Genomic DNA, 21,984 nt, shown 5'->3' on the forward strand with positions numbered 1-21,984 from the left:
CGCGGTCAAGACGACTTAGGCTGAGTGGCATCGGGTCCGGACCGCGACGAGCATCGCGGCAGCCTGGATTTGTCCCTCGGCGCAGAAGGTCTAGCTGGTGGGGGCGGGCTCCAGGCGGGGCGTCACCTCGAAGGTCGGCTTGCCCTCGTCGCCCACGTCGACCCGGACCTCGTGGCCGGGGGAGAGGCGGCCGTCGAGCAGCATCTCGGAGAGGCGGTTGTCGATTTCGCGCTGGATCGTACGGCGCATCGGGCGGGCCCCGTACTGCGGCTCGTAGCCCTGGTCGACCAGCCAGCCGATCGCCGGGCGGGTGAAGTGCACGATGATGTCCTGGGCCCGCATGCGGCGGCGGGTCTGCTCCAGCATCAGGTCGGTGATCTCGGCGAGCTGGTCCGCCGAGAGCCGCTGGAAGACCACGATCTCGTCGATCCGGTTGATGAACTCGGGCCGCAGCTCCTCCCGCAGCCGCCGCAGCACGCGGTCGCGGACGTCCTGGTCGGTGCGGCGCGCCTCGCTCACGAAGCCGAGCGGCTGCTCCTGGCCGATCAGGTCGGAGCCGAGGTTGCTGGTCATGATGAGGACGGTGTTCTTGAAGCTGACCGTCCGGCCCTGGCTGTCGGTGAGGCGGCCGTCGTCGAGCACCTGGAGCAGCAGGTTGAAGACGTCCTCGTGGGCCTTCTCGATCTCGTCCAGCAGCACCACCGAGTACGGGCGCCGCCGTACCGCCTCGGTCAGCTGCCCCGCCTCCTCGTAGCCGACGTAGCCGGGCGGCGCGCCGACCAGGCGGCTGACCGTGTGCCGTTCCTGGAACTCGCTCATGTCCAGCCGCACCATCCGGTCCTGGTCGCCGAACATCGACTCGGCCAGCGCCCGGGCCAGCTCGGTCTTGCCGACGCCGGTGGGGCCGAGGAAGAGGAAGCTGCCGATCGGCCGGTTGGGGTCGCCGAGGCCGGTACGCGAGCGGCGGATCGCCTGTGCCACGACGCTCACGGCGTCCGCCTGGCCGACCAGCCGCTCGTGCAGCCGCTGCTCCAGGTTGGCGAGGCGGTGCCGCTCCTCCTCGCTGAGCTGCTGGGCCGGGATGCCGGTGGCCCGGGAGACCACCTCTGCGATGTCCTCCGCGCTGACCTCGGGGACGCCGTTGTGCCCGCCGTCCGCCTCCGACATCCGCCGGCGCAGCTCGCTCACCTCGTCGCGCAACTGGCTGGCCCGCTCGTACTGCTCGTCCGCCACCGCCTGGTCCTTGTCCCGGCAGAGCTGCTCGATCCGCCGTTCCAGCGCGCGTACGTCGGTCGCCGGCGCGCGGCTGCGCAGCTGGATCCGGGCGCCGGCCTGGTCGATGAGGTCGATCGCCTTGTCCGGCAGGAAGCGGTCCGTCAGGTACCGGTCGGCGAGCTCGGCCGCCGCGACCAGCGACTCGTCGGTGAAGCGCACGTTGTGGTGCGCCTCGTACCGGTCGCGCAGCCCGCGCAGGATCTCCACCGTGTCCTCGACGCTCGGCTCGGGCACGAGGATGGGCTGGAAGCGCCGCTCCAGCGCCGCGTCCTTCTCGACGTAGCGGCGGTACTCGTCCAGCGTGGTCGCCCCCACCGCGTGCAGCTCGCCCCGGGAGAGGGCGGGCTTGAGCATGTTGGACGCGTCGGTGGCTCCCTCGGCCGAGCCGGCGCCCACCACCGTGTGGATCTCGTCGATGAAGACGATCAGGTCGTCGGCGTTGGCGCGTACCTCGTCGATGATGTTCTTCAGCCGCTCCTCGAAGTCGCCGCGGTACCGCGTGCCGGCCACCAGCCCGGTCAGGTCGAGCTGCACCAGGCGCTTGTCGGTCAGCGTGCGCGGCACCTCACCGTCGACCATCCGCTGCGCGAGCCCCTCGACGATCGCCGTCTTGCCGACGCCGGCCTCGCCGATCAGGACCGGGTTGTTCTTGGTACGCCGGGCGAGCACCTCCACGCACTGCTCGATCTCCTGCGCCCGCCCCACCACCGGGTCGATCTTCCCGTCGCGGGCGAGCGCGGTGAGATCCCGCCCGAACCGGTCCACGGTCGGCGTCGCGGTGGTCGGGGCGGGCGCGGCCGCGGTCGGGCCGCCCTGGGCCTGGGCCTGCGCCGCCTGCCGCAGCGTCTCGGGCGTCACCCCGCGGGCGGCGAGCATGCGCCCCGCCTCCGAGTCGCGGTTGACCACGAGGGCCACCAGGATGTGCTCGGGCCCCAGGTAGGAGGCGCCGAGCGTACGGGAGACCTGGTGCGCCTGGAGCAGCGCCCGCTTGGCGGCCGGCGTGAGCGCGGGCGGTTCCTCCCGGGGGGTGGCCCGCCGTACCTCCTGCTCGATCTCCGCGGCCAGGCCGGCCGGGTCCGCGCCGGCCCGGGCCAGGAGCTGGCGCAGCGGGTCGCGCTGGCAGATCGCCCAGAGCAGGTGCTCGGTGTCGAGGTCCGGGCTGCCCCACTCGGCCGCCTTGGACGCGGCGTTCTGGATCAGCTCGCGCGCGTCCTGGCTCATGAGGCGGGCCAGGTCGATCCGCCGCCCCTGCTGCGAGCCGAAGAACTGCGCCAGGAACTCCTCGAACGGGTCCTGCCCGAACCCCCCGGCCTCCCAGTAACCCCTGGTCATCTCGGCCACCCTCCCGGTCCCCGGTGTCGCTTCCCTACCTGCTCCGGCTACCCCGACACCAACCGGACAAACACGCGGCCGAGCGCGCCGGCAGGTGTATCGCGGACGGCAACACCGCGGCCTGAGACGGTGCGCGGGGCTGGCGGGCAGCCGCCGGACCCACGCTCGCCTGCTGTGCGATACTCGCCCGACTATGACCACATACGGCCTGCTCATCTCACCTGGCACCAACCGCGTGTACGCCGAGTCCGCGGTCGAGCTGACCCGCACCGAGCTCGAGCTCTTCAACCACTCGGCGCTCGGCGGGCGGATCGGCGCCACCGACGTCGCCACGATCGGCGGCGTGCGGTACGTGACCTTCGAGGCCGAGCCGCTCGGCGAGCGTGACGTGGCGCTGCTGGGCAACCTCTCCTCGGCGTTCGCCCTCTTCGAGCGGGTCGGCGATCTGCTCCGCCCGGTCGAGCTGCGCCGGCTGGACCGGTACGACGACGACCTGATCACGATCCAGAAGTACGCCGGCAAGACCAACGAGCAGTTCACCAAGCTGCTGCTGAACGCCACGCTGCTCGCCTCCGCCTGGGCCGGTGAGCTGCTGGAGCGCCGGTTTCGTGTGCTCGACCCGCTCTGCGGCCGGGGCACGACGCTCAACCAGGCGCTCATGTACGGCTTCGACGCGGCCGGCGTCGACCTGGACCAGAAGGACTACGAGGCGTACCAGGCGTTCATCACGACCTGGCTGAAGCGCAAGCGGATCAAGCACCGCGTGCTGGAGTCCGGCCCGGTGCGGCGGGAGAAGCGGGTCGTGGGGCGGCGGCTGCGCGTGGAGATGGCACCCTCCAAAGAGGAGCAGAAGGCGGGCGCGGTGCAGCTCCTCGACGTCGTCAACGCGGACACCACGCGCGCCGACGAGTTCTTCCGCCCCGGCACCGTCGACGTGGTCGTGGCCGACGCGCCGTACGGCGTGCAGCACGGCAGCCGTACCGTCGCCAAAGGTCTTGCCCGCGACCCGCTGGCGCTGCTGGCGGCGGCCGCGCCGGTCTGGGCCGGGCTGCTGCGCCCCGGCGGTGCGCTCGGCATCTCGTGGAACACCAACGTGGCGCGGCGCGAGGAGGCCGCCAAGGCGCTCGCCAACGCCGGCCTCGACGTGCTCGACGACGGGCCGTGGGCCTCGCTCCGGCACCGGGTCGACCAGGCCATCGTCCGGGACGTCCTGGTCGCGCGGAAGGCCGCCTGAGCGCCCGGTCAGATTCAGCCCCGCCCGACCGGAACTTGGGGTTGACTGGCGGAGCCGGCAACCAGGAGGAGCGCCGATGAGAGCGGTTGTGTACACGCGTACCGGGGAGCCAGCCGTGCTGGAGGTCGTCGAGCGCCCGGTGCCCGAGCCGGCGCCGGGCGAGGTGCTGGTGCGGGTCGCGGTCTCCGGCGTCAACCCCACCGACTGGAAGTCGCGGCGGGCGGACGGCTCCGGCGCCCCGCCGTCCGGCGGCTGGCAGATCCCCAACCAGGACGGCGCCGGCGTGGTCGAGGCGGTCGGCGAGGGCGTCGACGCGGGGCTGATCGGCGAGCGCGTGTGGGTCTGGGAGGCGGCGTGGCAGCGCCCCTGGGGCACCGCGGCCGAGTACACGCTGGTGCCCGCCCGCCAGGTGGTGCGGCTCGGGCCGGCCTCGTTCGACCTCGGCGCCAGCCTCGGCGTCCCGTTCCTGACCGCGCACCGCTGCCTCACCGCCGGCGAGACCATGCCGGACCGGATCAACGCCGGCGCGATGGAGGGGAAGGTCGTGCTGGTCCAGGGCGGGGCCGGCGCGGTCGGCAACGCGGCCATCCAGCTCGCCCGGTGGGCCGACGCCACCGTGGTCGCCACCGTGAGCGGGCCGGAGAAGGCCCAGCTCGCCGCGGCCGCGGGCGCCGACCACGTGGTCGACTACCGGCAGGAGGACGTGGTCACCGAGGTCAAGCGGGTCGCGCCGCGCGGCGTCGACACGATCGTCGAGGTCGCGCCGGTGGCCAACGCCGAGACGGACGTCCGCGTGGTCGCGCCCAACGCCTCGATCTCCGCGTACGCCGCCGGTGGCGCCGACGCTCTCGCGCTCCCCGTGCGGCCGCTGATGACGGTGAACGCCCGCTGGCAGTTCGTCCTCCTCTACACGCTCACCGAGGCGGCGAAGGCGCGCGCGGTCGACGACGTCGCGGCCGCGGCCGCCGAGGGTGTGCTGCGGGTCGGGCCGGAGGCGGGGCTGCCGCTGCACTACTACCCGCTGGCCGAGGCCGCGGACGCGCACGCGGCGGTCGAGGCCGGCGCGATCGGCAAGGTGCTGATCCTGACCAGCGACGCCTGACCACTTCTGAGTGGCGGCTCAGTAGCCGGTGCCGGAGCGGAGGCCGGCGAGCGGTCCGGTGGCGGCCAGCGCCGGGTCGGTCAGGTCGTAGACGGCTTGCAGCACCTCGTCCACGGGCACGTCGTCCACAAAGGAGTCACTGTGGAGGCAGCCGCCGCCCTCGCGGGCCGGGTACAGGTCGCGCGTGCAGTCCGCCCCGCACACCGGGCAGTGCACGCGCCACGAGGGGACCGGGCGGTGGTCGGTGCGGTAGGGGGACGCGCTGTTGATGACGTTGCCGACCCAGTAGATGCCCACCGAGGGCGTGCCGACCGCGGCCGCGACGTGCAGCGGGCCGGTGTCGTTGGCGACCACGGCGGCGCTGCCGGCGATCAGGCCGACCAGCCCGCCGAGGGAGAGCTGACCCACGAGCGGCCGGACCCGGCGGTCCACCGCCGCGACCCGCTCCACCACGGGTCTCTCGCCGGGCGTGCCGGTCACCACGACCTCGTACCCATGTGTCAGGAGATCCAGGGCGACGAGGCCGAACCGTTCGGCGGACCAGCGCCGCCGAGTGTCCGTGGCGCCCGGGTGGATGACCACGCGGCGGCGTGCCGGCGGACCCGCCACGCGGCGGGCCTCGGCGATGTCGGCGGCGGTGACCGCGAGGTGCGGGACGACGGTGACCGGCGTCGCGCCGACCAGCGCGACCACCTCGAGGTAGCGGGCCACCTCGGGCTGGTAGAAGACGTACGGGACGGAGCGGTCCAGCGGCGGGCTGCCCGGCGCCCGCAGCCCAGCCGTGACCCGCGCGCCCAGCGCCTTGACCACGCGGTTGCTGGTGCGGCCGCCGCCGTGCAACTGGAGCGCGAGGTCGACCGGCGGGATGCGCGGATCCGCCAGGAAATCCTCGACCGGCACCGGCCTCTCGCCCGGCGCCGGCGGGCGCAGCCCCTCCACCGGCGGCACGATCGCCACGCCGTCGACCGGCCCGGGGCGGGAGGTGAGCAGCTCGGCGTGGAGCGGGCCACCGAGGAGCACGATCTCGGCCGACGGGTACGCGGCCCGCAACGCGTCCAGAGCGGGCAGCGCGAACATGAGGTCGCCGAGGGCGTTGGCACGGAGTACGGCGATGCGTTCCACATCGTCGAGGCGGGCGCCCATGCGGTGCCGGTACCCGGTCCGGCCCGCGGTACGCCTGTTTAGGAGGGCGTGCCTGTGGAATACCGCGAAAGTGAACGCTACCGGTTTGGCGGCTGCCCTCGACGCGTGGGACGGCCAGGACGTGCTCGTGGTCGGCGACGTGATGGTGGACGAGTGGCGCTTCGCGGACGCGGACCAGATCTCCCGCGAGGCGCCCGCGCCGGTGCTCACGCTGCGGCGGCGCCGTGTCGCCGCGGGCGGCGCCGGCAACGCGGCCGCCAACCTGGCCGCCCTCGGCGCGCGGGTCGCGCTCGTCGGCGTGGTGGGGGACGACCCCGCCGGGGAACGGCTCGCGGCCTGCCTCGGCCGCGACGGGGTCGAGGACCGCATGATCCGGGTATCCGGGCGGGCCACGCCGGTCAAGCGGCGGCTGCTCGCCGGTGGGCAGATCGTCGCGCGCGAGGACGAGACCGGCGGCGGCCCGCTCCCGCCGGAAACGGTCGAGTGGCTGATCCGCGTGCTGGCGACCGCGCCGGAGAAGGTGCTGGTCGTGGCGGACTACGGGCTGGGCGGGCTGCCCGAACCGGTGCGGCGGTGGCTGGTCCGAAACCGCGAGCGGTTCGCGCTGGTCGCGCTGGACGCGCACGACCTGCGCCCGTGGCGGGAGCTGGCGCCGACCGTGATGACGCCGAGCTGGCGGGAGGCGGCGCTCGCGGTGGGCGCCAGCGCCGGTGCCGAGGCGCTGGCCGCGGTGCTGCGGGAGAGGTACACGGCCGGCACGGTCGCGGTGACGCTCGGCAGCGACGGCGCGGTCGTCGCCGGCCCGGAGGGCGTGCACGCCACGCGCGCTGAGCCGGCACCGGAGGCGCACACGGTTGGTGCCGGCGACGTGTACCTGGCCGCCCTCACCCTCGCCCTGGCCGGCGGCACGCCGGTCGCCGCCGCCGCGGAGATCGCCCAGGCGGCGGCCGCCGTGGGCGTGACCTGCGAGGGCACCTGCGTCTGCGACGCCGAACCGCTCCGCGCCGCGCTCACCGGCCAGGCGTGTTTCGTCGAGGCGAGCGCGCTGGAGCGCATCGTGCGGCGCCGGCGGGAGGCGGGCGCCCGCGTGGTCTTCACCAACGGCTGCTTCGACGTGCTGCACCGGGGGCACGTGAGCTACCTGCGGCAGGCGCGCGAGCTGGGCGACCTGCTCGTCGTCGCGGTCAACTCGGACGACGGCGTGCGCCGCCTCAAGGGGCAGGGTCGCCCGGTCGTACCGGTGGAGGACCGCGTGGCGGTGCTCGCCGCGCTGTCCTGTGTGGACCATGTCGTGGTCTTCGACGAGGACTCGCCCACCGAGCTGATCGAGCTGGTCCGCCCCGACCTGTACGTCAAGGGCGGCGACTACCCGCCCGAGCTGGTGCCGGAGGCCGAGCTGGTGCGGCGGCTCGGCGGCGAGGTGCGGACCCTCGGGTACGTGCCGGACCGCTCCACCTCGGCCATCATCGACCGGATCCGGGCCCACAACCGGGAACTCGCGGGGTGACCCGCCCGCTCGACACCGGCCACGCCGAGGACTTCCGCCAGGCCCGCGACGTGGATGTGCTGATCCCGACCAGGGAACGGACCGCGGCGCTGGCCGCGACGCTGGCCGGCCTGGCGGCGCAGGAGGGCGTCCCGTTCGGCGTGGTGGTGAGCGACCAGTCCGACGGCCCGCCCGGCTGGGCCGACCCGGCGGTGGCTGGCATGGTGCGCGTCCTGCGCCACGCCGGGCATCCGGTGCTGCTCACCCGCCACCTGCCCCGGCGCGGGCTGGCCGAGCACCGGGCCGGGCTGCTCTCCCACTCGGCCGCCCGGTACGTGCTCTGCCTCGACGACGACGTGTGGCTGGAACCGGCCACGCTCGGCCGCCTGGTCGCGGCGATCGGCGAGCTGCGGTGCGGGTTCGTGGGCAACGGCGTGCACGGCCTCTCGTACCGGGACGACCTGCGCCCCGACTCGCACCGGCAGTTCGAGGAGTGGGCCGGGCGGCCGGAGCCCGAGCGGATACGGCCGGACAGCCCGAAGTGGTGGCGGGCCGGCCTGCACTCGGCGGCCAACCTGCTGCACGTGACCGAGCGGCTGCGGCTGGCGCCGGGGCAGTGGCGGGCGTACAAGGTCTCCTGGATCGGCGGCTGCGTCCTCTTCGACCGCGCGAAGCTCGTCGCCTCCGGCGGCTTCGACTTCTGGACCCGGCTCCCGCCCGACCACCAGGGCGAGGACGCGGCGGCGCAGCTCGCGGTGCTGGAGCGGTACGGCGGCGCCGGCATCGTGCCGAGCGGCGCGTACCACCTGGAGGTGCCGACCACGGTGGTGGACCGCCGCGTCGAGGCGTGGGAGGTGACGCTGCGCGAGTAGCGCGGCGGCGGCTCAGCCGCGCGGATGGCCGTGGATCGAGGCGCGCACCGGCGGCGTCTCCAGGCTCATCCGCACCGGCAGGTGCCCGACCGACCGGACCGGCTCGGGAAACAGCTCGCGGACGTCGTCGGGGAGCTGCACCTGCGCGTCGTACACGGCACCGGGCGGCACGGTCGCGGCCAACTCGGCGAAGACGGCCCGCGCGTAGCGGCGCGCGTCCACCTCGTCGGTGTCGCAGGCCGCCGCGATGCGGGTCAGCGGATCCTCCCGGTTGCGCGGGCCGTCGTCCGCTGTGGACAGTGCGCTGGGATGGCGCATGTACGGCCGCAGCGGCGCCGGCAGCCCGTCCGCGAGCAGTGCCGCCTCGCCGGCCGGTAGCCGGTCGCCGAGGGCGCGGAGCACGGCGTGCACGATGGTGTCCGCCTCCGCCCGCTCGTCGCCGGGCTTGAGGTGGGGCCGCACGTGTGCGGTGATGAGATCGCTCACCTGATGCCGGTTACCCGCCGGCGCCATGCCTATTCGGCCAGCCGCCAGGCCTCGGCGGCGACCCGCTCGGGCGGTATGTCCAGGCACTCCAGCGCGTACGGGCAGGTCAGCTGGCGGCACGGCGCGCACCGGGTCGGCACCGTCAGCACCGTGGCGGGAGTGAAGCGTGGGGCGTACTGCGCCGCCTGTTCCGTACCGGCGAAGAGCAGCACCACCGGCCGGCCGAGCGCGCTGGCGAGGTGTGCCCCGCCGCTGTTGTTGCAGACCACCACGGCGCTGCCCGCGATGAGCCCGGCGAGCCCCGGCACGCTCAGCCGGCCGGCGAGCGGGACGGCCGTGTCGCCGGCCACCTCCGCCACGAGCGCCGCCTCCCGCGTCGAGCCGGCGACCACCACGCGCGGCCCGTCGTCGGCGAGCAGCCGGGCGACCCGCGCGTACCGGTCGGGCGGGTAGCGCCGCGCCGCGCAGGAGGCGCCGGGGAGCAGCACGGCGTACGGCTCGCCCGGCGGTACGCCCCGCTCGGCCAGCGCGTCGCGCGCCTCGGCGCGGGCGGAGCCGGGCAGGTCGAGGCGGAGCCGCCGGTCCGGCCGAGGTACGCCGACGCGCTCCAGCAGGTGCAGCATCCGGTCGACCTGGTGCACGTCGTCGGGGGGCGCCGGTACCCAGTGCGTGAGCCCCGCCCCGCCGAACTCCTTCGACGCGCCGACCCGCACCGGCACGCCGGCCATCCGGCACAGGTACGCCGCCGGCCACGGCGACTGGGAGAACGAGGTGAGCAGCACCGCCGCGTCGTACCGGCCGCCGGCGAGGCGCCGTACCAGCCGGCGGTCCCGGTCCGGCGGCACCTCGTCCGGGTCGAGCTGCTGCCACGAGACGGAGGCGGCGAGCACGCGGTCGACGTACGGCACCAGCGGCGCGATGCCGGCCCCGGCGGGCGCCACGAGCAGGTCGAGGCGGGCCTCCGGCGCGGCCTGGTGCAGCGCGCGGAGCGCCGGGCCGGCCATGACCACGTCGCCGAGGTTGTCCGGGCGTACGACCAGGATCCGGCGGAGCCCGCCCCAGTCGATCGGCGGTCCGGCGAGCGCCCCCGGATGCTCCATCACGACGGCGCGGCTACCCCTCCGGCGGTACCGCGAAACCCGGCGGATCGCGGTGGACCGGACCGCCGGCGCCGAGCACCGTGGTGGCGACCGTACGCGCGGGGATCGCCGCCAGGCACGCCGGCTCGCCGGCCGAGAGCGGGCAGTCGGCGTGCCACCAGCAGACCTGCGTGGTGATGGCGGTCGGGCGCCGGTGCGGGCAGCCGGGCAGCCCTTGCAGGTGCGCGGCGGCCGGATCGCCCAGGCCGTAGCGGCTCGCGAGCGTCGGCCCGAAGAGCGCCACCGTCCGCGCCCCGCTCGCCGCCGCCACGCGGAGGGGCCCGGTGTCGCCGCCCACCACGACCCCGTCCCGGCCGGCGACCGCCGCGAAGACTCCGGCCAGCTCCCGCAGACCGAGCGGCGGCAGCACGGGGACGAGGCCGTCCGGTGTTCCCGTCCCGGCCGCGTCCGGCGTTTTCGCTGCGGTGGGCGCCGGCGTGAGCAGCGGGATGCCCAGGCCGGCGAGGAGCGCGACCAGCTCGCGCCACCGCCGCTCGGGCCAGCGCTTGACCGCCATCCCGGCCTCCGGCACCAGCACCACGGGCCGCCGCCCGCCGCCCGCCCACGGGCTCCGGCCGCGGGCGAGGAGGGTCGCCAGCACGCGGGCCCCCTCCGCGCGCTCGCCGGTGGTCAGGCGCAGCCGCGGCACCGGGTCCACGGCGGCCGGGTCGAGCACTCCCTCCTCGGCGAGGATGCGCAGGTACCGCCGGCTGACCAGCTCGTCCGGCGGCGGGCCGCGCCACAGGTCGGTGACGCACCGACCGGCGGCGGAGCGGAGCAGGTCGGGGATGCCGTCGTACCGCGTGGTGGTGATCGCCAGGTCCGGCCGCCCCTCGGCGAGGGCCGCGGCGACCGCCTCGCGCTCGGCGCCGGGGCGGGCGTGTGCCGGCGTGCGCACGGCGCTGACGGCGGGGTCGCCGCGGAGCAGGTCGGCGCCGGGCTCGTGGGTGACCACCCGCAGCCGGGCGCCGGGATGCCGGCCGGCCAGCGCGTGTACGACCGGCAGCACCATCACCAGGTCGCCGATGCCGCCGAGAAGGTCGACGACGAGGATGTCGGTGTACCGGTCAGGCATCGGCCAGCACCCGCGCGTAGAGGTCCCGGTGCGCCCGCGCCACCGCTGGCCAGGTGTGCGCGGCGGCGAGCGAGCGGCCGCCGGCGGCGAGGCGTTCCCGCAGTGCCGGGTCGCCGATCAGACGGCGGAGCGCGACCGCGATGGCGGCGGCGTCGCGGCGCCCGCGGATGGTGGCCACGTTCTCCCCGTCGCGCAGGCGGGGGTCGGGCTCGTCGGGCACGGTCACGGCCGTGGGCACGCCGTGCGCCAGCGCCGCGAGCAGCGCGCCGCTGCGCGCCGAGACCCCAGCGGTGAACGGCAGCACCACGCCGTCCGCCGCCGCCAGCAGCGCCGACACCTCCGGCGCGGGCAGGTATCCGGTGAACGAGACCGCGTCCGCCACCCCGCACCGCGCCGCCAGTGCCTCCAGCTCCCGCCGGAACGCCCGCGCCTCATCCTCGGGCAACGCCTGCGAGGTGAACCCGCCGGCGACCGCCAGCCGCACGTCGGGCCGGATCGCGCGGAGCGCGGGCAGTGCCTCCAGCAGGTACCGCACGCCCTTGACTGGATGGACGAAGCCGAAGAACACCAGCAGGAAGTCGCCCTCGTCCACGCCCAGCCGGCGGCGCGCGTCGGCGCGGGGCACCCCGGTGGGGTCGACGTTGGGGGCGAGCGGGATGAGCGTGGGGCGCCGGCCGGTCCGCTGCCGTACCCGCGTGCCGTGCTCGGGGTTGGTGACCACCACCGTGTGGCTCGCCGGCACCAGCAGGGCGGTCTCCCGGTCCCACAGGCGCAGCAGTTCCAGCGGGCGCCACACCGCGCCGGGGAGCCAGTCGGGCGCGCTCCACCAGCCGTACTCGTGGACGGTCGTGACGACCGGCGTGCCCGGCGGCAGCAGGCGGGGCAGGAGGCCGGGGAGCGCGGAGAAGCGGTACGCCGACGGGGCGAACTGGACGTGCACCACGTCGGGGCGCAGCCGCCGCACGGTCTCGGCGGTGTCCACTGTGGCGGCCAGCCACCTGCCCGGCGCGGGCGGGCGTACCGGCACGGCGGTCACCTCCACGCCGGTGCCGCCGAGCGCGCCGGCCAGCCGCTCGGCGTAGTCGCTCACCCCGTCGCGGCTCGCCGGCGCCGGTCCGGTGATCATGGCGGTCCGGATGCTCACGGCCGACGTTTGCCCGCAACCGGCCCGGGTATGCCCGCGCGGTGAGTGCCCTCTCGTTCCTCGTCGTCGGTACGCCCCGGTCGGGCACCACGCTCACCCAGCGGCTCTGCTGCGAGCTGCCCGGTGTCGCGATGCCGCCGGAGACCCACTTCCTGCACCGGTTCGCGCCGCGGCTGCTCGCCCGCCGGCGCTTCCCGCTGAGCCGGAACGAGGTGGCGGCCGAGGTGGCGGACTTCGGGCACCTGCCCACCAGCGAAGGGCTGCGGGTCGATCTCGCGCGCGTGCTCGACCTCGTGGGGCGGCGCTGCGAGAACCTGCTCGACCTCTTCTCCGCCGTGGTGGTGTCGCTGTGCCCGCCCGCCGCCCGGTACGGCGAGAAGACCCCCGAGCACCTGCTGTGGTGGCGCCCGCTCACCGACGCCGACCCGGACCTGCGGCTCGTCGGCGTGGTCCGCGACCCGCGCGCCGTCGCCGCCTCGCACCGCGCGGTGCCGTGGGGCATCGAGGACTCCGCCGTACTCGCCGAGGAGTGGGCGCTCGACCAGCGCCAGCTCCGCGCGGCCGCCCGCCATCTCGGCCCCGGGCGGTGCCTGATCCTGCGGTACGAGGATGTGGTCGCCGACCCGGACACCGCGCGGCGGCAGCTCGGTGGCCTGCTCGCCGTACGCCCCGGCGGACCGAAAGCCGCCGCGCCGGACGGGATCGTGCACGGCTGGGAGTGGTGGAAGGCCGGCGCGCTGCGGGACGTGACCACCGACCGTACCGCCGCGTGGCGCGAGACCCTGCCGCCCGGGGACGCGAGCGTGGTCGAGGAGGTGGCGGGGGCGGAGATGGCGGCGTTCGGCTACCTGGACCATCCGCCGGAGCGGGGCCGCCAGGCCGGTCCCGAGATACGCGAGCGGCTGGCCGCCCGCCTGCACCGCATCCGCCGCCTGACCCCGCTGGCCTTCCCCGCCCCCTCGCCGGCGGCGGCACTCTCCGGCGCCGGCTCGTCGCCCGTCGGCGGTGGCTCTTCGGGCGGCGGCGGCGCGGGCGGCGGTGGCGGCTCTTCGGGCGGCGGTGGCGGCTCTTCGGCCGTGCGTGGCGATTAGTTGACCCTCCAGGGTCAATTGGTCGCCACGGACGGTCAGCGCCTGTCCACTCACCGCCACGCGGTGCGGGCGTCACCGGGTTAGGGCTTCGGCGATACGAGGAGGTAGAGGCGATGGCGCAGCCGGAGGAGAGCAGGGAGAAGGCGTCGGACACCGACGCGGTGCTGATGCATCCCGGCAACGACCCGAACCGGAACACCGCCCAGGTGCCGCCACCAAAGGAGTCCGGCGAGGTGCGCGTCGAACGGGACGGTGAGCTTCGGCCCCTGGAACAGGAGGAGTAGCGCACGCCCCGCGCAACGGGGCAATGCCGGGGACAAAGCCCACTCCAGCCGAGAGGAAGGGGCTATGCCCCCGACAAAGCCCTCGGACGGACGCGGTCATCACGCGCGGCGGAGCTGGTCAGGGCTTGCGGGCGACCCCGCCGTACGCGTCGATCGCCGTGGCGGCCGGGTCGTCCGGGCGCCACAGCGGGATCGGCACCAGCCCTGGCTCGACCAGCGTCAGGCCCTCGAAGCAGGTGGCGAGATCGTCGGGGCTGCGCAGGATGTACGGCACGCCGCCGCTCTGGGCGAGCTTGTCGGCGCCCTCGACCACCTCCGGGCTGGTGTTGGTGCCGTCCCACAGCACCAGGTAGCTGCCGGGCGCGGTGGCGCCGCTGATCCGCCCGACGATCGAGCGGACCACGTCGAGGTCGGGCTCGTAGCCCATCACTCCCATGAACATCACCGCGATCGGCTCGTCGAAGTCGAGCGACTTCGCCGCCTCGGCCACGATCGTGTCGGGGTCGTGGTAGTCGGCGGGCACGTACGTGGTGAGCCCCTCCGCCGTGGTGTTGGCCAGCAGCGCGCGGGCGTGCACCAGCACCATCGGGTCGTTGTCGACGTACACGATGCGGGACCGGGGCGCGGCCGCCTGGGCGACCTCGTGCGTGTTCTGCATCGTGGGGAGGCCGGTGCCGACGTCGATGAACTGGCGGATGCCCGCCTCGGCCGCCAGGTGGCGCACCACGCGGATGAGGAACTGCCGGGAGTGCCGCGCCATCAGGACGATCTCCGGATAGACGCCGGCCACGGCGTCGCCGGCGGCGCGGTCGGCCTGGAAGTTGTCCTTCCCGCCCATCCAGTAGTTCCACATCCGCGCCGCGTGGGGCACGTCGGTCTGCAACTTCGAGGCGAGTTCACCATCCGGATCGACCATGGCGCAGATCCTACTTGGACAGAACCGCCGCGGCACCAGCCCGTTTGTCCGATGTGGCCGGCACGGAATGTGTCGATGTGCTCACGCAGGATGCGCTTCCGGCCTCTGATGCTGCTGGTCATCAGGCATTTCCTCACAAAAGAGGACCAGCAGACCCGAGCCGTCCGTGGTGCGGGAGGCGACCGCGGCGGCGCTGCTCGCCACGGACCCCGACCCGCGACTGGCTCGCGTGACGCCGGGCGGCACCACGGCCACCGTACGACGATGGGGGCGGCGCACCGCCGCCCCCATCCCCGGACTGGTCAGACCGCCCGCAGGTGGAACCGCTGGCAGATGTTGTCCAGCCACGACCACTGGGCGATGTTGGTGCCCATCGCGAGGCCGCAGTTGGCGAGGTCGACCGCCTTGCCGCTGTGCCGGGCCAGGAGGCGGACCGAGCCGTCGGTCAGTGCCTCCATCCGGAACTGCGAGTTGGTGCCCGAACAGGCCGTGCTCTGCTCGATGTTGGCACCGTCCGTTGTGGAGCTGCCGGCGACGGCGAGGCAACCGGAGGTGTTGTGCGCCGGGCGGATCCGGTAGTAGCCGTTGTCGGTGTGGGTGAAGCTCCACCGCTGGCAGTTGGCACCGTTGTAGGCCCAGGCGCGTACGTCGGCACCACTGCCGGTGGAGCAGTCCGCGACGTCGAGCACCTTGCCACTCTGGACACTGGTGACCGCGACGTTGCCGGCGGGGGCGAGCCGCCACTGCTGGCAGTTGTTGTCGAGCCAGGCCCACTGCCGGATGTCCGTGCCGTCGGCCGTGCCGCAGTCGGCCAGGTCGAGCACCTTGCGCGTACTCCGGTTGACCAGGCGGTACCAGCCGTCCGCGGTGTGATCGAGGACCCACCGGCTGGCCGCCGCGGAGCAGTCGCCCTGCGCCACGTTGGCCCCGTCGGCGGTGCCGGTCGCGGTGAGGCACTGCCCGCTGTCGCGGTTGACCAGTGTGTACGCTCCACCTTGGACGTTGGCGCTGATCGGGCCGAGTTCGCCGCTCGGCACCGCCAGCGAGGTCGACGTCGAGGCGGGCGCGCCGAAGTTGGGCGTGTTGTCGGCGTTCCAGGTGAAGCGCTGCGCCCGCGTGGAGCGCGTGTCGCCGCAGCCCTGGCTGGCCGACGCGTTGCCGTGGTAGACGATCCAGTCCTCGGTGCCGTCCGGCGACTTGAAGAACCCGTTGTGCCCCGGGCCGTAGACGCCGTTGCCGCGCTGGAACACCGGATTCGGCGACTTGGTCCAGGACGAGGCGCTGAGCGGGTTGCTGCCGGTGAGCGTGAGCAGGCCGAGCTTGTAGTCCGGCGTGTTGCACGACGACGCCGAGTACACGAGCATCGTCTTCCCGTTGCGCTGCAACGGCTCCGCGCCCTCGTTGGTGCGCCCGCCGGCTGTCTCCCAGGAGTACGTGGGGCGGGAGATGAGCACCTTGCTGCCGGTGATGGTCCACGGGTTGGTCATCCGGGCGATCCAGATGCTCTGGTCGGCGCCCTGCCACTCCGACCACAGCAGGTAGAGCTGGCCGCCGATGGTGACGTAGCTGCCGTCGATGTTCCAGGTGGTGGGCATCGGCGAGCCGCGGTGGATGTACGGCCCCAGCGGGTCGTCGCCGGCGCTCTCCAGCACGGTCAGGTGCTGCCGGTCGAGGTTGGCGGCGTGGCCGGAGGTGAACATCAGGTACCACCGCATGCCGTTCGGCCCGTTGAGCCGGTGAAACTCGAACGCCCAGAAGTTGCAGCAGGAGTCGGCGGCCGTCTCCGACCACACGTACACCGGTGGGGCGGTCGAGAGCCCGGCCAGCGTGGGCGACTTGCGCATCACCAACTGGGAGGTCCAGGTGGTGGTGGCGAGGTAGTAGTTGCCCTCGAAGTACTGGAGCCACGGGTCGGCCCCGTTGGCGAGCAGCGGGTTGCGGAAGGTGGTCTCGCCGACGGCGTTCGCGGACGGTGTGTTGACCCCGACGAGGGCGAGCGCCACCATGGTGGCCACCGCGAGGGCGGCCACCAGGCGGGTACGTGCGCGGGTCAGCATCGGACGATCGACGATCCGCTGAGCGTGACGTTGGAGATGGTGAGCCGGTCGGCGCACGGGTTCTCGACGATCCGGCTGTTGACGAGCGCGAAGTTGCGCAACGTGATGTCGGCGTTGCCGGGGAACTCGGTCCGCTCGGCCAGCCGGATCTCGCCGCCGCCGCTGATCGTGCCGCCGTTCGTGGCGATGTTCACGTTGTAGCAGTTCTCGATGAGGATGGCGTTGTTGCCGGTGTTGGCGATGTCGACCCGGTCGATCTGGGCGCCGCCGCTCTCCGAGACGCAGAAGATGCCCCGGCCGCCGCCGCGCGCGCGGACCGTGCCGACCCGGATGTTGGTGCCGTAGCTGGAGCCGATCCGGCCGTTGCGGTTGGCCATGCGGAAGGCGGCGTAGCCGGTGCCGCTGCCCGCGTTCTCCGCGTCCACGGTGGTGACGGTGGCGTTGATGGTCTGGTTGAGCAGCAGGCCGGACTCGCCGACGTTGCGGGCGGTCACGGTGCCGATCGTGATGCCGTCCACGCCGTACGTCTCGACCGCGTGCGAGCTGGCGCCGGAGACGTACACGTTGTCGATGCGGACGTTGCGGGTCCACTGTGACGTGTCGCCGCGGTTGTCGATGCGTACGCCGAGGCCGCCGGAGAGGCGCATGTCGATCTGGCCGAGGATCACGTTGGTGACGTTGCGCATGAAGATGCCGTAGAGCGGGCTGCCGGTGACGTTGAGGTGCTGCACCTCCACCTGCGTGGTGCCGCGCGAGTAGATCGGCGCCTGGTCGCCCGAGCCGGAGCCGGTCACGTTGATCGTGCCGCACACGTCGATCGCCGTGTAGCTGGGGAGCGAGATGCGCGTGCCGGCGCTCATCGAACCGGAGCCGCGGACCACGACGCGCTGCTTGCTGGTACGCCCGGCGGTGAGGCTGCCGATCGCCGCCTGCACCGCGGCGCGCATGTCGGATCCGGTGTAGACGGTGCTGCTGCCGTTGCGCGCGGTCCAGGTGCCGCCGTTGTTCACCGCCTCGGCGTTGAACGAGCCGCTGCCGCAGCCGGTGCCACCACCGCCGCTGCCGAGGTTGACCAGCGTCCACTGCTGATTGGCCCCGTCGAGGTCGGAGTACTGCGAGATCATCGCGCCGTCCGCGGTGGACCACTCCCACACGTCGAGCGCCTTGTTGCTGTGCCGGTTGATGAATCGCACGTACCCGCCGGACGAGTCGGCGAGCCGGAAGTGCTGGCGAGTGTTACCGCTAACACTGGACATCTGCACAAGCTGCGCGCCGTCGTTCGCGTTGGGCACCTCGAGCACCTTGCCACTGTGGACCGAGCGCACCTGGTAGTAGCCGCTGCCCACGTCGACGAAGCGCCACTGCTGCACGGCCAGGTCGTTGCGGGCGAACTGGTTGATCGGCGCGTTGTCCGCTGTGGACCAGTTGTACACGTCCATCGCCTTGCCGCTGTTGCGGTTGACGAAGACGTAGTTGGCGTTGGTGTCGACCGTGGCCGCGTCGGCCGAGCGGGTCACCACCACGCTGCCCGTGATGGCGAGCGCCGCCGCGCCGAGACCGGCCAGAGTCAGCCGCCAGTGCCGGTTTCTCACGATGTTCCTCCTGTCTGGACACGATGACCGCGCCGCCGGTCGCGGCGCGGTCATCGCGCGGTGTCGTGGGGTTACGGCACGATGTCCGCCCCGCCCACTCCGGCGCCCGCGGCGGGCGGGGAGGCGGAGGCGGTACCGGCCGAGTAGCTGTAGGGCGGCCGGCCGACGCTGCCGTCGGCGCGCAGCCAGTCCTCGATGGTCTTGCCGCTGTCGTTCGCCCGGGTGATGGTGGCCGGGTCGTAGAAGTTGCTGCTCGTCCAGGTGAGGCGGGAGTCACCGAAGTCCTCGGTGATGGTCTTCGCCCCGCGCACGTAGTTGCTCTCCGCGTAGATCTGGCCGCCCACGCCCAGGCCGATGAAGTAGTCGTCGACGCTGACGTAGTTGGCGAACACGTGCGCGTACCCGAACCGGACCCGCGGGTGGCGGGTGTTCGAGCCGTCGAACCAGTTGTGGTGGTACGTGACCCGCAGGTACCCGCGGTCCTGGGCGCCGTTGCTGTCGCTGTGGCCGAGCAGCATCGACTTGTCCGTGCCGGCGTACCGGTTGTAGGAGACCGTCACGAGGTCGGAGCCGCGCTTGACGTCGACCGAGCCGTCGTTCGCCGGGTAGAACGTGTTGTGGTCGATCCACACGTGGTGCGAGTAGCACTGCACGTTGACCGAGTCGTCAGGCGTGTTGCGGAAGGACAGGTTGCGGATGATGACGTTCCGCGTGTGGGTGAACTGGTCGCGCTCCGCCGGGTCGCAGATGTCGCCGCCCCACGCGATCTCCTCCGGTCCCCAGCCGTTGATGTCAAGGCCGAAGCCGCTGATCGTCGCGTTGGAGCCGATGCCGATGACCGTCTTGTTGGAGCCGACGTCGAGCATGTCGTCGCGGTTGCCGGTGATGGTGCCGGAGACTCGCACGATGCGCGGGGCGTCGTCCGCCACCGCGGCGGCGAGCTGGGCGTAGTTGGTGACGGTCACCGTGGGGCCGCCGGCGCCGCCGTTGGTGCCCGTGCGCCCGTACCCGGTGAGGGTCGCGAAACCGACGAGGCCGTTGGCGCTGCCCGGCGGGCTGGTGGGCGGCGGCGTGGTGACCGGTGGGGTGGTGGGCGGCGCGCTGGTCGGCGGCGCGGACGTCGGCGGCCGCGTCGTGCCCGGCGGAGTGGTGGTCGGCGGGGCGGTGGTCGGCGGGGCGGTGCCGCCGGTGGTCACCACGACGTCGTCGAAGGAGGCCGTCGAGTACGCCGTCTGGAGCCCGATCCGCCCCGCCGAGCTGGCCGAGCTGGTGCCAGCCGCGAACTGCGCGCCGTCGATCGCCCCGCTGACCGTGGAGCCGCTGGTGGTGATCGAGAGCGTGTACCAGGTGCCGGTGCCGATCGAGCGGGTCGAGCTGCCGAGCACGGTCACCGAGCTGCCCTGGACGGCCTGGAGCTCGGCGCGGCCCGGGAGCAGCGCGAGCCGGTAGAAGACCGTCGCGCCGGAGGCCCGGGAGAGCAGGCCGACGAAGCCGCCGGAGCCGAGGCTGAGCGGCTTGACGCGAGCCTGGACCGTGTAGTCGGTCAGGCTGGTGGAGGCGTTGAAGAGCCGGGCGTTCTCCGCGTCGGCCTTGGACTGGCGGGCCACCTGCGAGCCGTCCTGAGTGACGGCCCAGGTGCCGCCCGACTTGGACCAGCCCGAGACGCTGCCGTCTTCGAAGTTGGCGCTGAAGACGGTGGCCGCACCAGCCTGCGGCGCGTAGATCGCCGCCGCGCCACTGAGCACCATCACGACACCGGCGATGACCGGCCACCTCTTGCGCATCGCACACCTCCGAGGAAAGCGCTTTCCGTCGCGAATCGTAACGATTCAATCCAGAGACGTCAATGCTTCAATCCTGTTGCGCCTCCGTGAGCGCGCCGTCACGCGCGGCCTCGCTTCCTGGTGGGAGCCGCTGGAACGCCCTCGGCGGCGGTCACCGTCCGGCGCCCGGCGGACTCCCGGCGCGGTCTGGACGAGCGCACTTTCGCGGTCGGGGTCGCGGCCCGCCCGCGCGGCGCGGGCGGCGTCGCGACGCAGGCCGAGGATATGGTCGGCCGTGCCGAAGTCGCGGAACAGCACCGCGACCGGATCGACGGAACGTACCTGGAAACCAGCCTGGACACACAGCCGCACCAGCTCGCGGCCGATCGTCGGGTTGCGCACCTGAGCCGCGACGAGGGCCAGCTCGGAGCATTCGGCGCGTGGCCGCCCTCTCCAGCGGCGGCCCGCCCACTCCAAACGGCGGGGGCGGGCCGGCCCGGCGCGGAGGTGTCAGATCTGGCAGCCCTTCGGCTCGTACTGTTCCTTGCTGAAGATGTTCGTGCGTTTGGGCGGGTCGGGGATGCCGCCCGAGCGGGCGATCGGTTTGGCGTTGAAGACGCGGAGGAAGAAGTTGACCACCTTCTGGACGATCGCCGGGATCGTGTAGCCGACGTTGTACGTGGTGTCGACGGTCAGCGAAGCGCCCTGGCAGTCGAGGCTGCGCGCGCCCGGTACGAGCGGGAAGAACTGGGCCAGCGCCGAGCCGCGCGCCACGCCGGTGGAGACCACGATCCCGAAGTTGAGTCCGGCGCTGAAGCCGAGCGCGCCGATACCGATGCGGAAGTTGGTCTTGAAGTCGAGCACCACGCCGTTGGCGCCGACCGAGACGCCGCGTACCGATTCGAGCAGGCTGCTCTTGATGTGCGGGCCGTCGATCTTGTGGGCGCCCCACGAGCCGTTGCGGTAGCCGAAGCCGAACGTGCCGCCGATGCCGTACTCGCCGGAGGCGCGCACGTTGCCGTCCTTCGCGCTGAACGCCGTCTTGACCAGCACCTCCTGGTTGGCCGTGAGGGTGAACGGCACGCCCAGGATCAGTCCGACCGGCACGCTGAAGTCGATCGGGATGGGGAAGACGCGGTCGAGTTGGCGCAGGTGGCCGATCGCGCTCGCCGCGCGCACGTCGATCTTGATACCGGCGCCGCCGCTGACCTGGAACTCGGCGACCGAGATTCGCCCGCCGGCGACCGCGAGGTGGAAGCGGGCCGACGGGTTCTTCATGGTGAGCATGACGTCCGCTTCGATGCGGATCTCGTTGTCGTCGTACCGCAGGTGCGCGCCCACGCCGTCGCGGCAGCACCTGGGCGTCACGGTGAAGCCGTTGGTGTTCGTGGTCTTCGGCACGCCGTTGACCGGTTTCGGCATCGCCACGCGCTCGCGGTCGGACGGCGCGCGGCGCAGGGCGTAGCCGACGGGGACCGAGCGGCCGGCGGGGGAGGGCGAGGCCGCGTCCGCCTCCGCGGCCGCGTCCTCGTCTGTCCACAGTGCACCTTCGGAGCTGTACGAGACGACGTTGTCGAGCGGCACCGGGCCGTCGCTGGCGAACGTGCCGTCGCGCACCACATCGGTGAACGTGACCGGCGCGACCGTGACCGCCACGGTGTCGCCGGAGCGCTGGGCGTCGACGACCCGGCCCACGCCGCGCGCGGTCGCGAACATCACCTTGCCCGGCACCAGATCCTCGACGCCCTTGGCCCGCGCGTCGAGTGTCCAGGTGAGACCGTCGGCGGTGACCGAGCGGACCGCCTTCGCGCCGCCCTCAACGAGCACCACGTCGGGCTGGAACGTGACGTCCTTGTGCCGCTGCGGCGCGATGCCGTACTGGAACTCCGCCTCCGTCAGCTCCCTGCCGCCCGCGTCGACGCCCGGCGAGCCGCCGCAGCCGGCCACGCAGACGAGCACCAGCAGGGCTGCCAACCACCGCCGCGCCATCGGG

At 73.5% G+C, this 21,984-nt stretch carries 18 protein-coding genes; 6 read left to right on the plus strand and 12 right to left on the minus strand.

Annotated elements, in window-relative coordinates:
• Nucleotides 1-90: 90 nt before the first annotated feature.
• Nucleotides 91-2,607: an ATP-dependent Clp protease ATP-binding subunit gene (locus tag ACFFIA_RS14950; RefSeq protein ID WP_377251203.1), complete on the minus strand. Its 2,517-nt coding sequence runs from the start codon at nt 2,605-2,607 to the stop codon at nt 91-93.
• 193 nt (nt 2,608-2,800) lie between these two features.
• Here ACFFIA_RS14950 and ACFFIA_RS14955 point away from each other — a divergent pair, with 193 nt between their 5' ends.
• Together ACFFIA_RS14955 and ACFFIA_RS14960 are read left to right on the plus strand one after the other, a co-directional pair.
• A complete protein-coding gene (locus ACFFIA_RS14955; RefSeq protein WP_377251205.1) occupies nt 2,801-3,841 on the plus strand; it encodes a TRM11 family SAM-dependent methyltransferase in 1,041 nt (346 codons plus the stop codon).
• A 76-nt stretch (nt 3,842-3,917) separates the two neighbouring features.
• The gene (locus tag ACFFIA_RS14960) at nt 3,918-4,943 is read left to right on the plus strand and encodes an NADPH:quinone reductase (RefSeq protein WP_377251207.1); all 1,026 of its coding nucleotides are present in this window, start codon (nt 3,918-3,920) and stop codon (nt 4,941-4,943) included.
• An 18-nt stretch (nt 4,944-4,961) separates the two neighbouring features.
• Here ACFFIA_RS14960 and ACFFIA_RS14965 read toward each other — a convergent pair whose 3' ends face one another.
• Nucleotides 4,962-6,086 (minus strand): glycosyltransferase family 9 protein, encoded by a 1,125-nt coding sequence (locus ACFFIA_RS14965; protein WP_377251209.1) that lies wholly within the window; start codon nt 6,084-6,086, stop codon nt 4,962-4,964.
• Nucleotides 6,087-6,156: 70 nt separating this feature from the next.
• Here ACFFIA_RS14965 and rfaE2 point away from each other — a divergent pair, with 70 nt between their 5' ends.
• Both rfaE2 and ACFFIA_RS14975 read left to right on the plus strand, forming a co-directional pair.
• Entirely contained in the window at nt 6,157-7,593 is a 1,437-nt protein-coding gene (rfaE2, locus tag ACFFIA_RS14970; protein ID WP_377251211.1) for a D-glycero-beta-D-manno-heptose 1-phosphate adenylyltransferase, read from the plus strand.
• Complete coding sequence (locus ACFFIA_RS14975; protein WP_377251213.1) at nt 7,590-8,444, plus strand: glycosyltransferase; 855 nt, start codon at nt 7,590-7,592, stop codon at nt 8,442-8,444. Before rfaE2 ends, ACFFIA_RS14975 begins: the two co-directional genes overlap by 4 nt.
• Before the next feature lie 12 nt (nt 8,445-8,456).
• On the opposite strand, the gene ACFFIA_RS14980 is transcribed toward ACFFIA_RS14975, so the two are convergent.
• Genes ACFFIA_RS14980 through ACFFIA_RS14995 form a run of 4 tightly spaced genes read right to left on the minus strand, consistent with a single transcriptional unit; the run spans nt 8,457 to nt 12,288 of the window.
• Complete coding sequence (locus tag ACFFIA_RS14980) at nt 8,457-8,930, minus strand: DUF2267 domain-containing protein (RefSeq protein ID WP_377251215.1); 474 nt, start codon at nt 8,928-8,930, stop codon at nt 8,457-8,459.
• Nucleotides 8,931-8,959: 29 nt separating this feature from the next.
• Entirely contained in the window at nt 8,960-10,030 is a 1,071-nt protein-coding gene (locus ACFFIA_RS14985) for a glycosyltransferase family 9 protein (protein WP_377251279.1), read from the minus strand.
• A 13-nt stretch (nt 10,031-10,043) separates the two neighbouring features.
• Nucleotides 10,044-11,144, minus strand: coding sequence for a glycosyltransferase family 9 protein (locus tag ACFFIA_RS14990; protein ID WP_377251217.1), 1,101 nt, complete (start codon nt 11,142-11,144; stop codon nt 10,044-10,046).
• On the minus strand, nt 11,137-12,288 hold the full coding sequence (locus tag ACFFIA_RS14995) for a glycosyltransferase (RefSeq protein ID WP_377251219.1): 1,152 nt from the start codon (nt 12,286-12,288) through the stop codon (nt 11,137-11,139). Before ACFFIA_RS14995 ends, ACFFIA_RS14990 begins: the two co-directional genes overlap by 8 nt.
• A gap of 41 nt (nt 12,289-12,329) precedes the next feature.
• On the opposite strand from ACFFIA_RS14995, the gene ACFFIA_RS15000 reads away from it, so the two are divergent.
• Nucleotides 12,330-13,379 (plus strand): sulfotransferase family protein, encoded by a 1,050-nt coding sequence (locus ACFFIA_RS15000; protein WP_377251221.1) that lies wholly within the window; start codon nt 12,330-12,332, stop codon nt 13,377-13,379.
• Nucleotides 13,380-13,492: 113 nt separating this feature from the next.
• Nucleotides 13,493-13,663 (plus strand): hypothetical protein, encoded by a 171-nt coding sequence (locus ACFFIA_RS15005; protein ID WP_377251223.1) that lies wholly within the window; start codon nt 13,493-13,495, stop codon nt 13,661-13,663.
• Between the two features lie 118 nt (nt 13,664-13,781).
• Here the strand turns inward: ACFFIA_RS15005 and ACFFIA_RS15010 are convergent, their stop codons facing one another.
• The 6 genes from ACFFIA_RS15010 to ACFFIA_RS15035 form a co-directional block, all read right to left on the minus strand.
• Nucleotides 13,782-14,579, minus strand: coding sequence for an SAM-dependent methyltransferase (locus tag ACFFIA_RS15010; protein WP_377251225.1), 798 nt, complete (start codon nt 14,577-14,579; stop codon nt 13,782-13,784).
• Between the two features lie 302 nt (nt 14,580-14,881).
• On the minus strand, nt 14,882-16,636 hold the full coding sequence (locus ACFFIA_RS15015; protein ID WP_377251227.1) for a family 43 glycosylhydrolase: 1,755 nt from the start codon (nt 16,634-16,636) through the stop codon (nt 14,882-14,884).
• The gene (locus ACFFIA_RS15020) at nt 16,630-18,282 is read right to left on the minus strand and encodes an RICIN domain-containing protein (protein WP_446686967.1); all 1,653 of its coding nucleotides are present in this window, start codon (nt 18,280-18,282) and stop codon (nt 16,630-16,632) included. Before ACFFIA_RS15020 ends, ACFFIA_RS15015 begins: the two co-directional genes overlap by 7 nt.
• 17 nt (nt 18,283-18,299) lie before the next feature.
• Nucleotides 18,300-20,012: a pectate lyase family protein gene (locus ACFFIA_RS15025; RefSeq protein WP_377251231.1), complete on the minus strand. Its 1,713-nt coding sequence runs from the start codon at nt 20,010-20,012 to the stop codon at nt 18,300-18,302.
• Nucleotides 20,013-20,057: 45 nt separating this feature from the next.
• On the minus strand, nt 20,058-20,393 hold the full coding sequence (locus tag ACFFIA_RS15030; protein ID WP_377251233.1) for a hypothetical protein: 336 nt from the start codon (nt 20,391-20,393) through the stop codon (nt 20,058-20,060).
• Between the two features lie 108 nt (nt 20,394-20,501).
• Nucleotides 20,502-21,965, minus strand: a complete 1,464-nt coding sequence (locus tag ACFFIA_RS15035; protein WP_377251235.1) for a hypothetical protein — start codon at nt 21,963-21,965, stop codon at nt 20,502-20,504.
• Nucleotides 21,966-21,984 lie beyond the last annotated feature (19 nt).

It is taken from the genome of Phytohabitans kaempferiae (assembly GCF_042433955.1).
Lineage (GTDB): Bacteria > Actinomycetota > Actinomycetes > Mycobacteriales > Micromonosporaceae > Phytohabitans > Phytohabitans kaempferiae.

Bases quoted from the DNA above. Each gene is read 5' to 3' on its own strand.
- ACFFIA_RS14985 (WP_377251279.1), bottom strand. From the start codon at position 10,030: ATGGAGCATCCGGGGGCGCTCGCCGGACCGCCGATCGACTGGGGCGGG.
- ACFFIA_RS14955 (WP_377251205.1), top strand. From the start codon at position 2,801: ATGACCACATACGGCCTGCTCATCTCACCTGGCACCAACCGCGTGTAC.
- ACFFIA_RS15025 (WP_377251231.1), bottom strand. From the start codon at position 20,012: ATGCGCAAGAGGTGGCCGGTCATCGCCGGTGTCGTGATGGTGCTCAGT.
- ACFFIA_RS14990 (WP_377251217.1), bottom strand. From the start codon at position 11,144: ATGCCTGACCGGTACACCGACATCCTCGTCGTCGACCTTCTCGGCGGC.
- ACFFIA_RS14950 (WP_377251203.1), bottom strand. From the start codon at position 2,607: ATGACCAGGGGTTACTGGGAGGCCGGGGGGTTCGGGCAGGACCCGTTC.
- ACFFIA_RS14965 (WP_377251209.1), bottom strand. From the start codon at position 6,086: ATGGGCGCCCGCCTCGACGATGTGGAACGCATCGCCGTACTCCGTGCC.
- ACFFIA_RS15005 (WP_377251223.1), top strand. From the start codon at position 13,493: ATGGCGCAGCCGGAGGAGAGCAGGGAGAAGGCGTCGGACACCGACGCG.
- ACFFIA_RS15010 (WP_377251225.1), bottom strand. From the start codon at position 14,579: ATGGTCGATCCGGATGGTGAACTCGCCTCGAAGTTGCAGACCGACGTG.
- ACFFIA_RS15015 (WP_377251227.1), bottom strand. From the start codon at position 16,636: ATGCTGACCCGCGCACGTACCCGCCTGGTGGCCGCCCTCGCGGTGGCC.
- ACFFIA_RS14960 (WP_377251207.1), top strand. From the start codon at position 3,918: ATGAGAGCGGTTGTGTACACGCGTACCGGGGAGCCAGCCGTGCTGGAG.
- ACFFIA_RS15020 (WP_446686967.1), bottom strand. From the start codon at position 18,282: ATGACCGCGCCGCGACCGGCGGCGCGGTCATCGTGTCCAGACAGGAGG.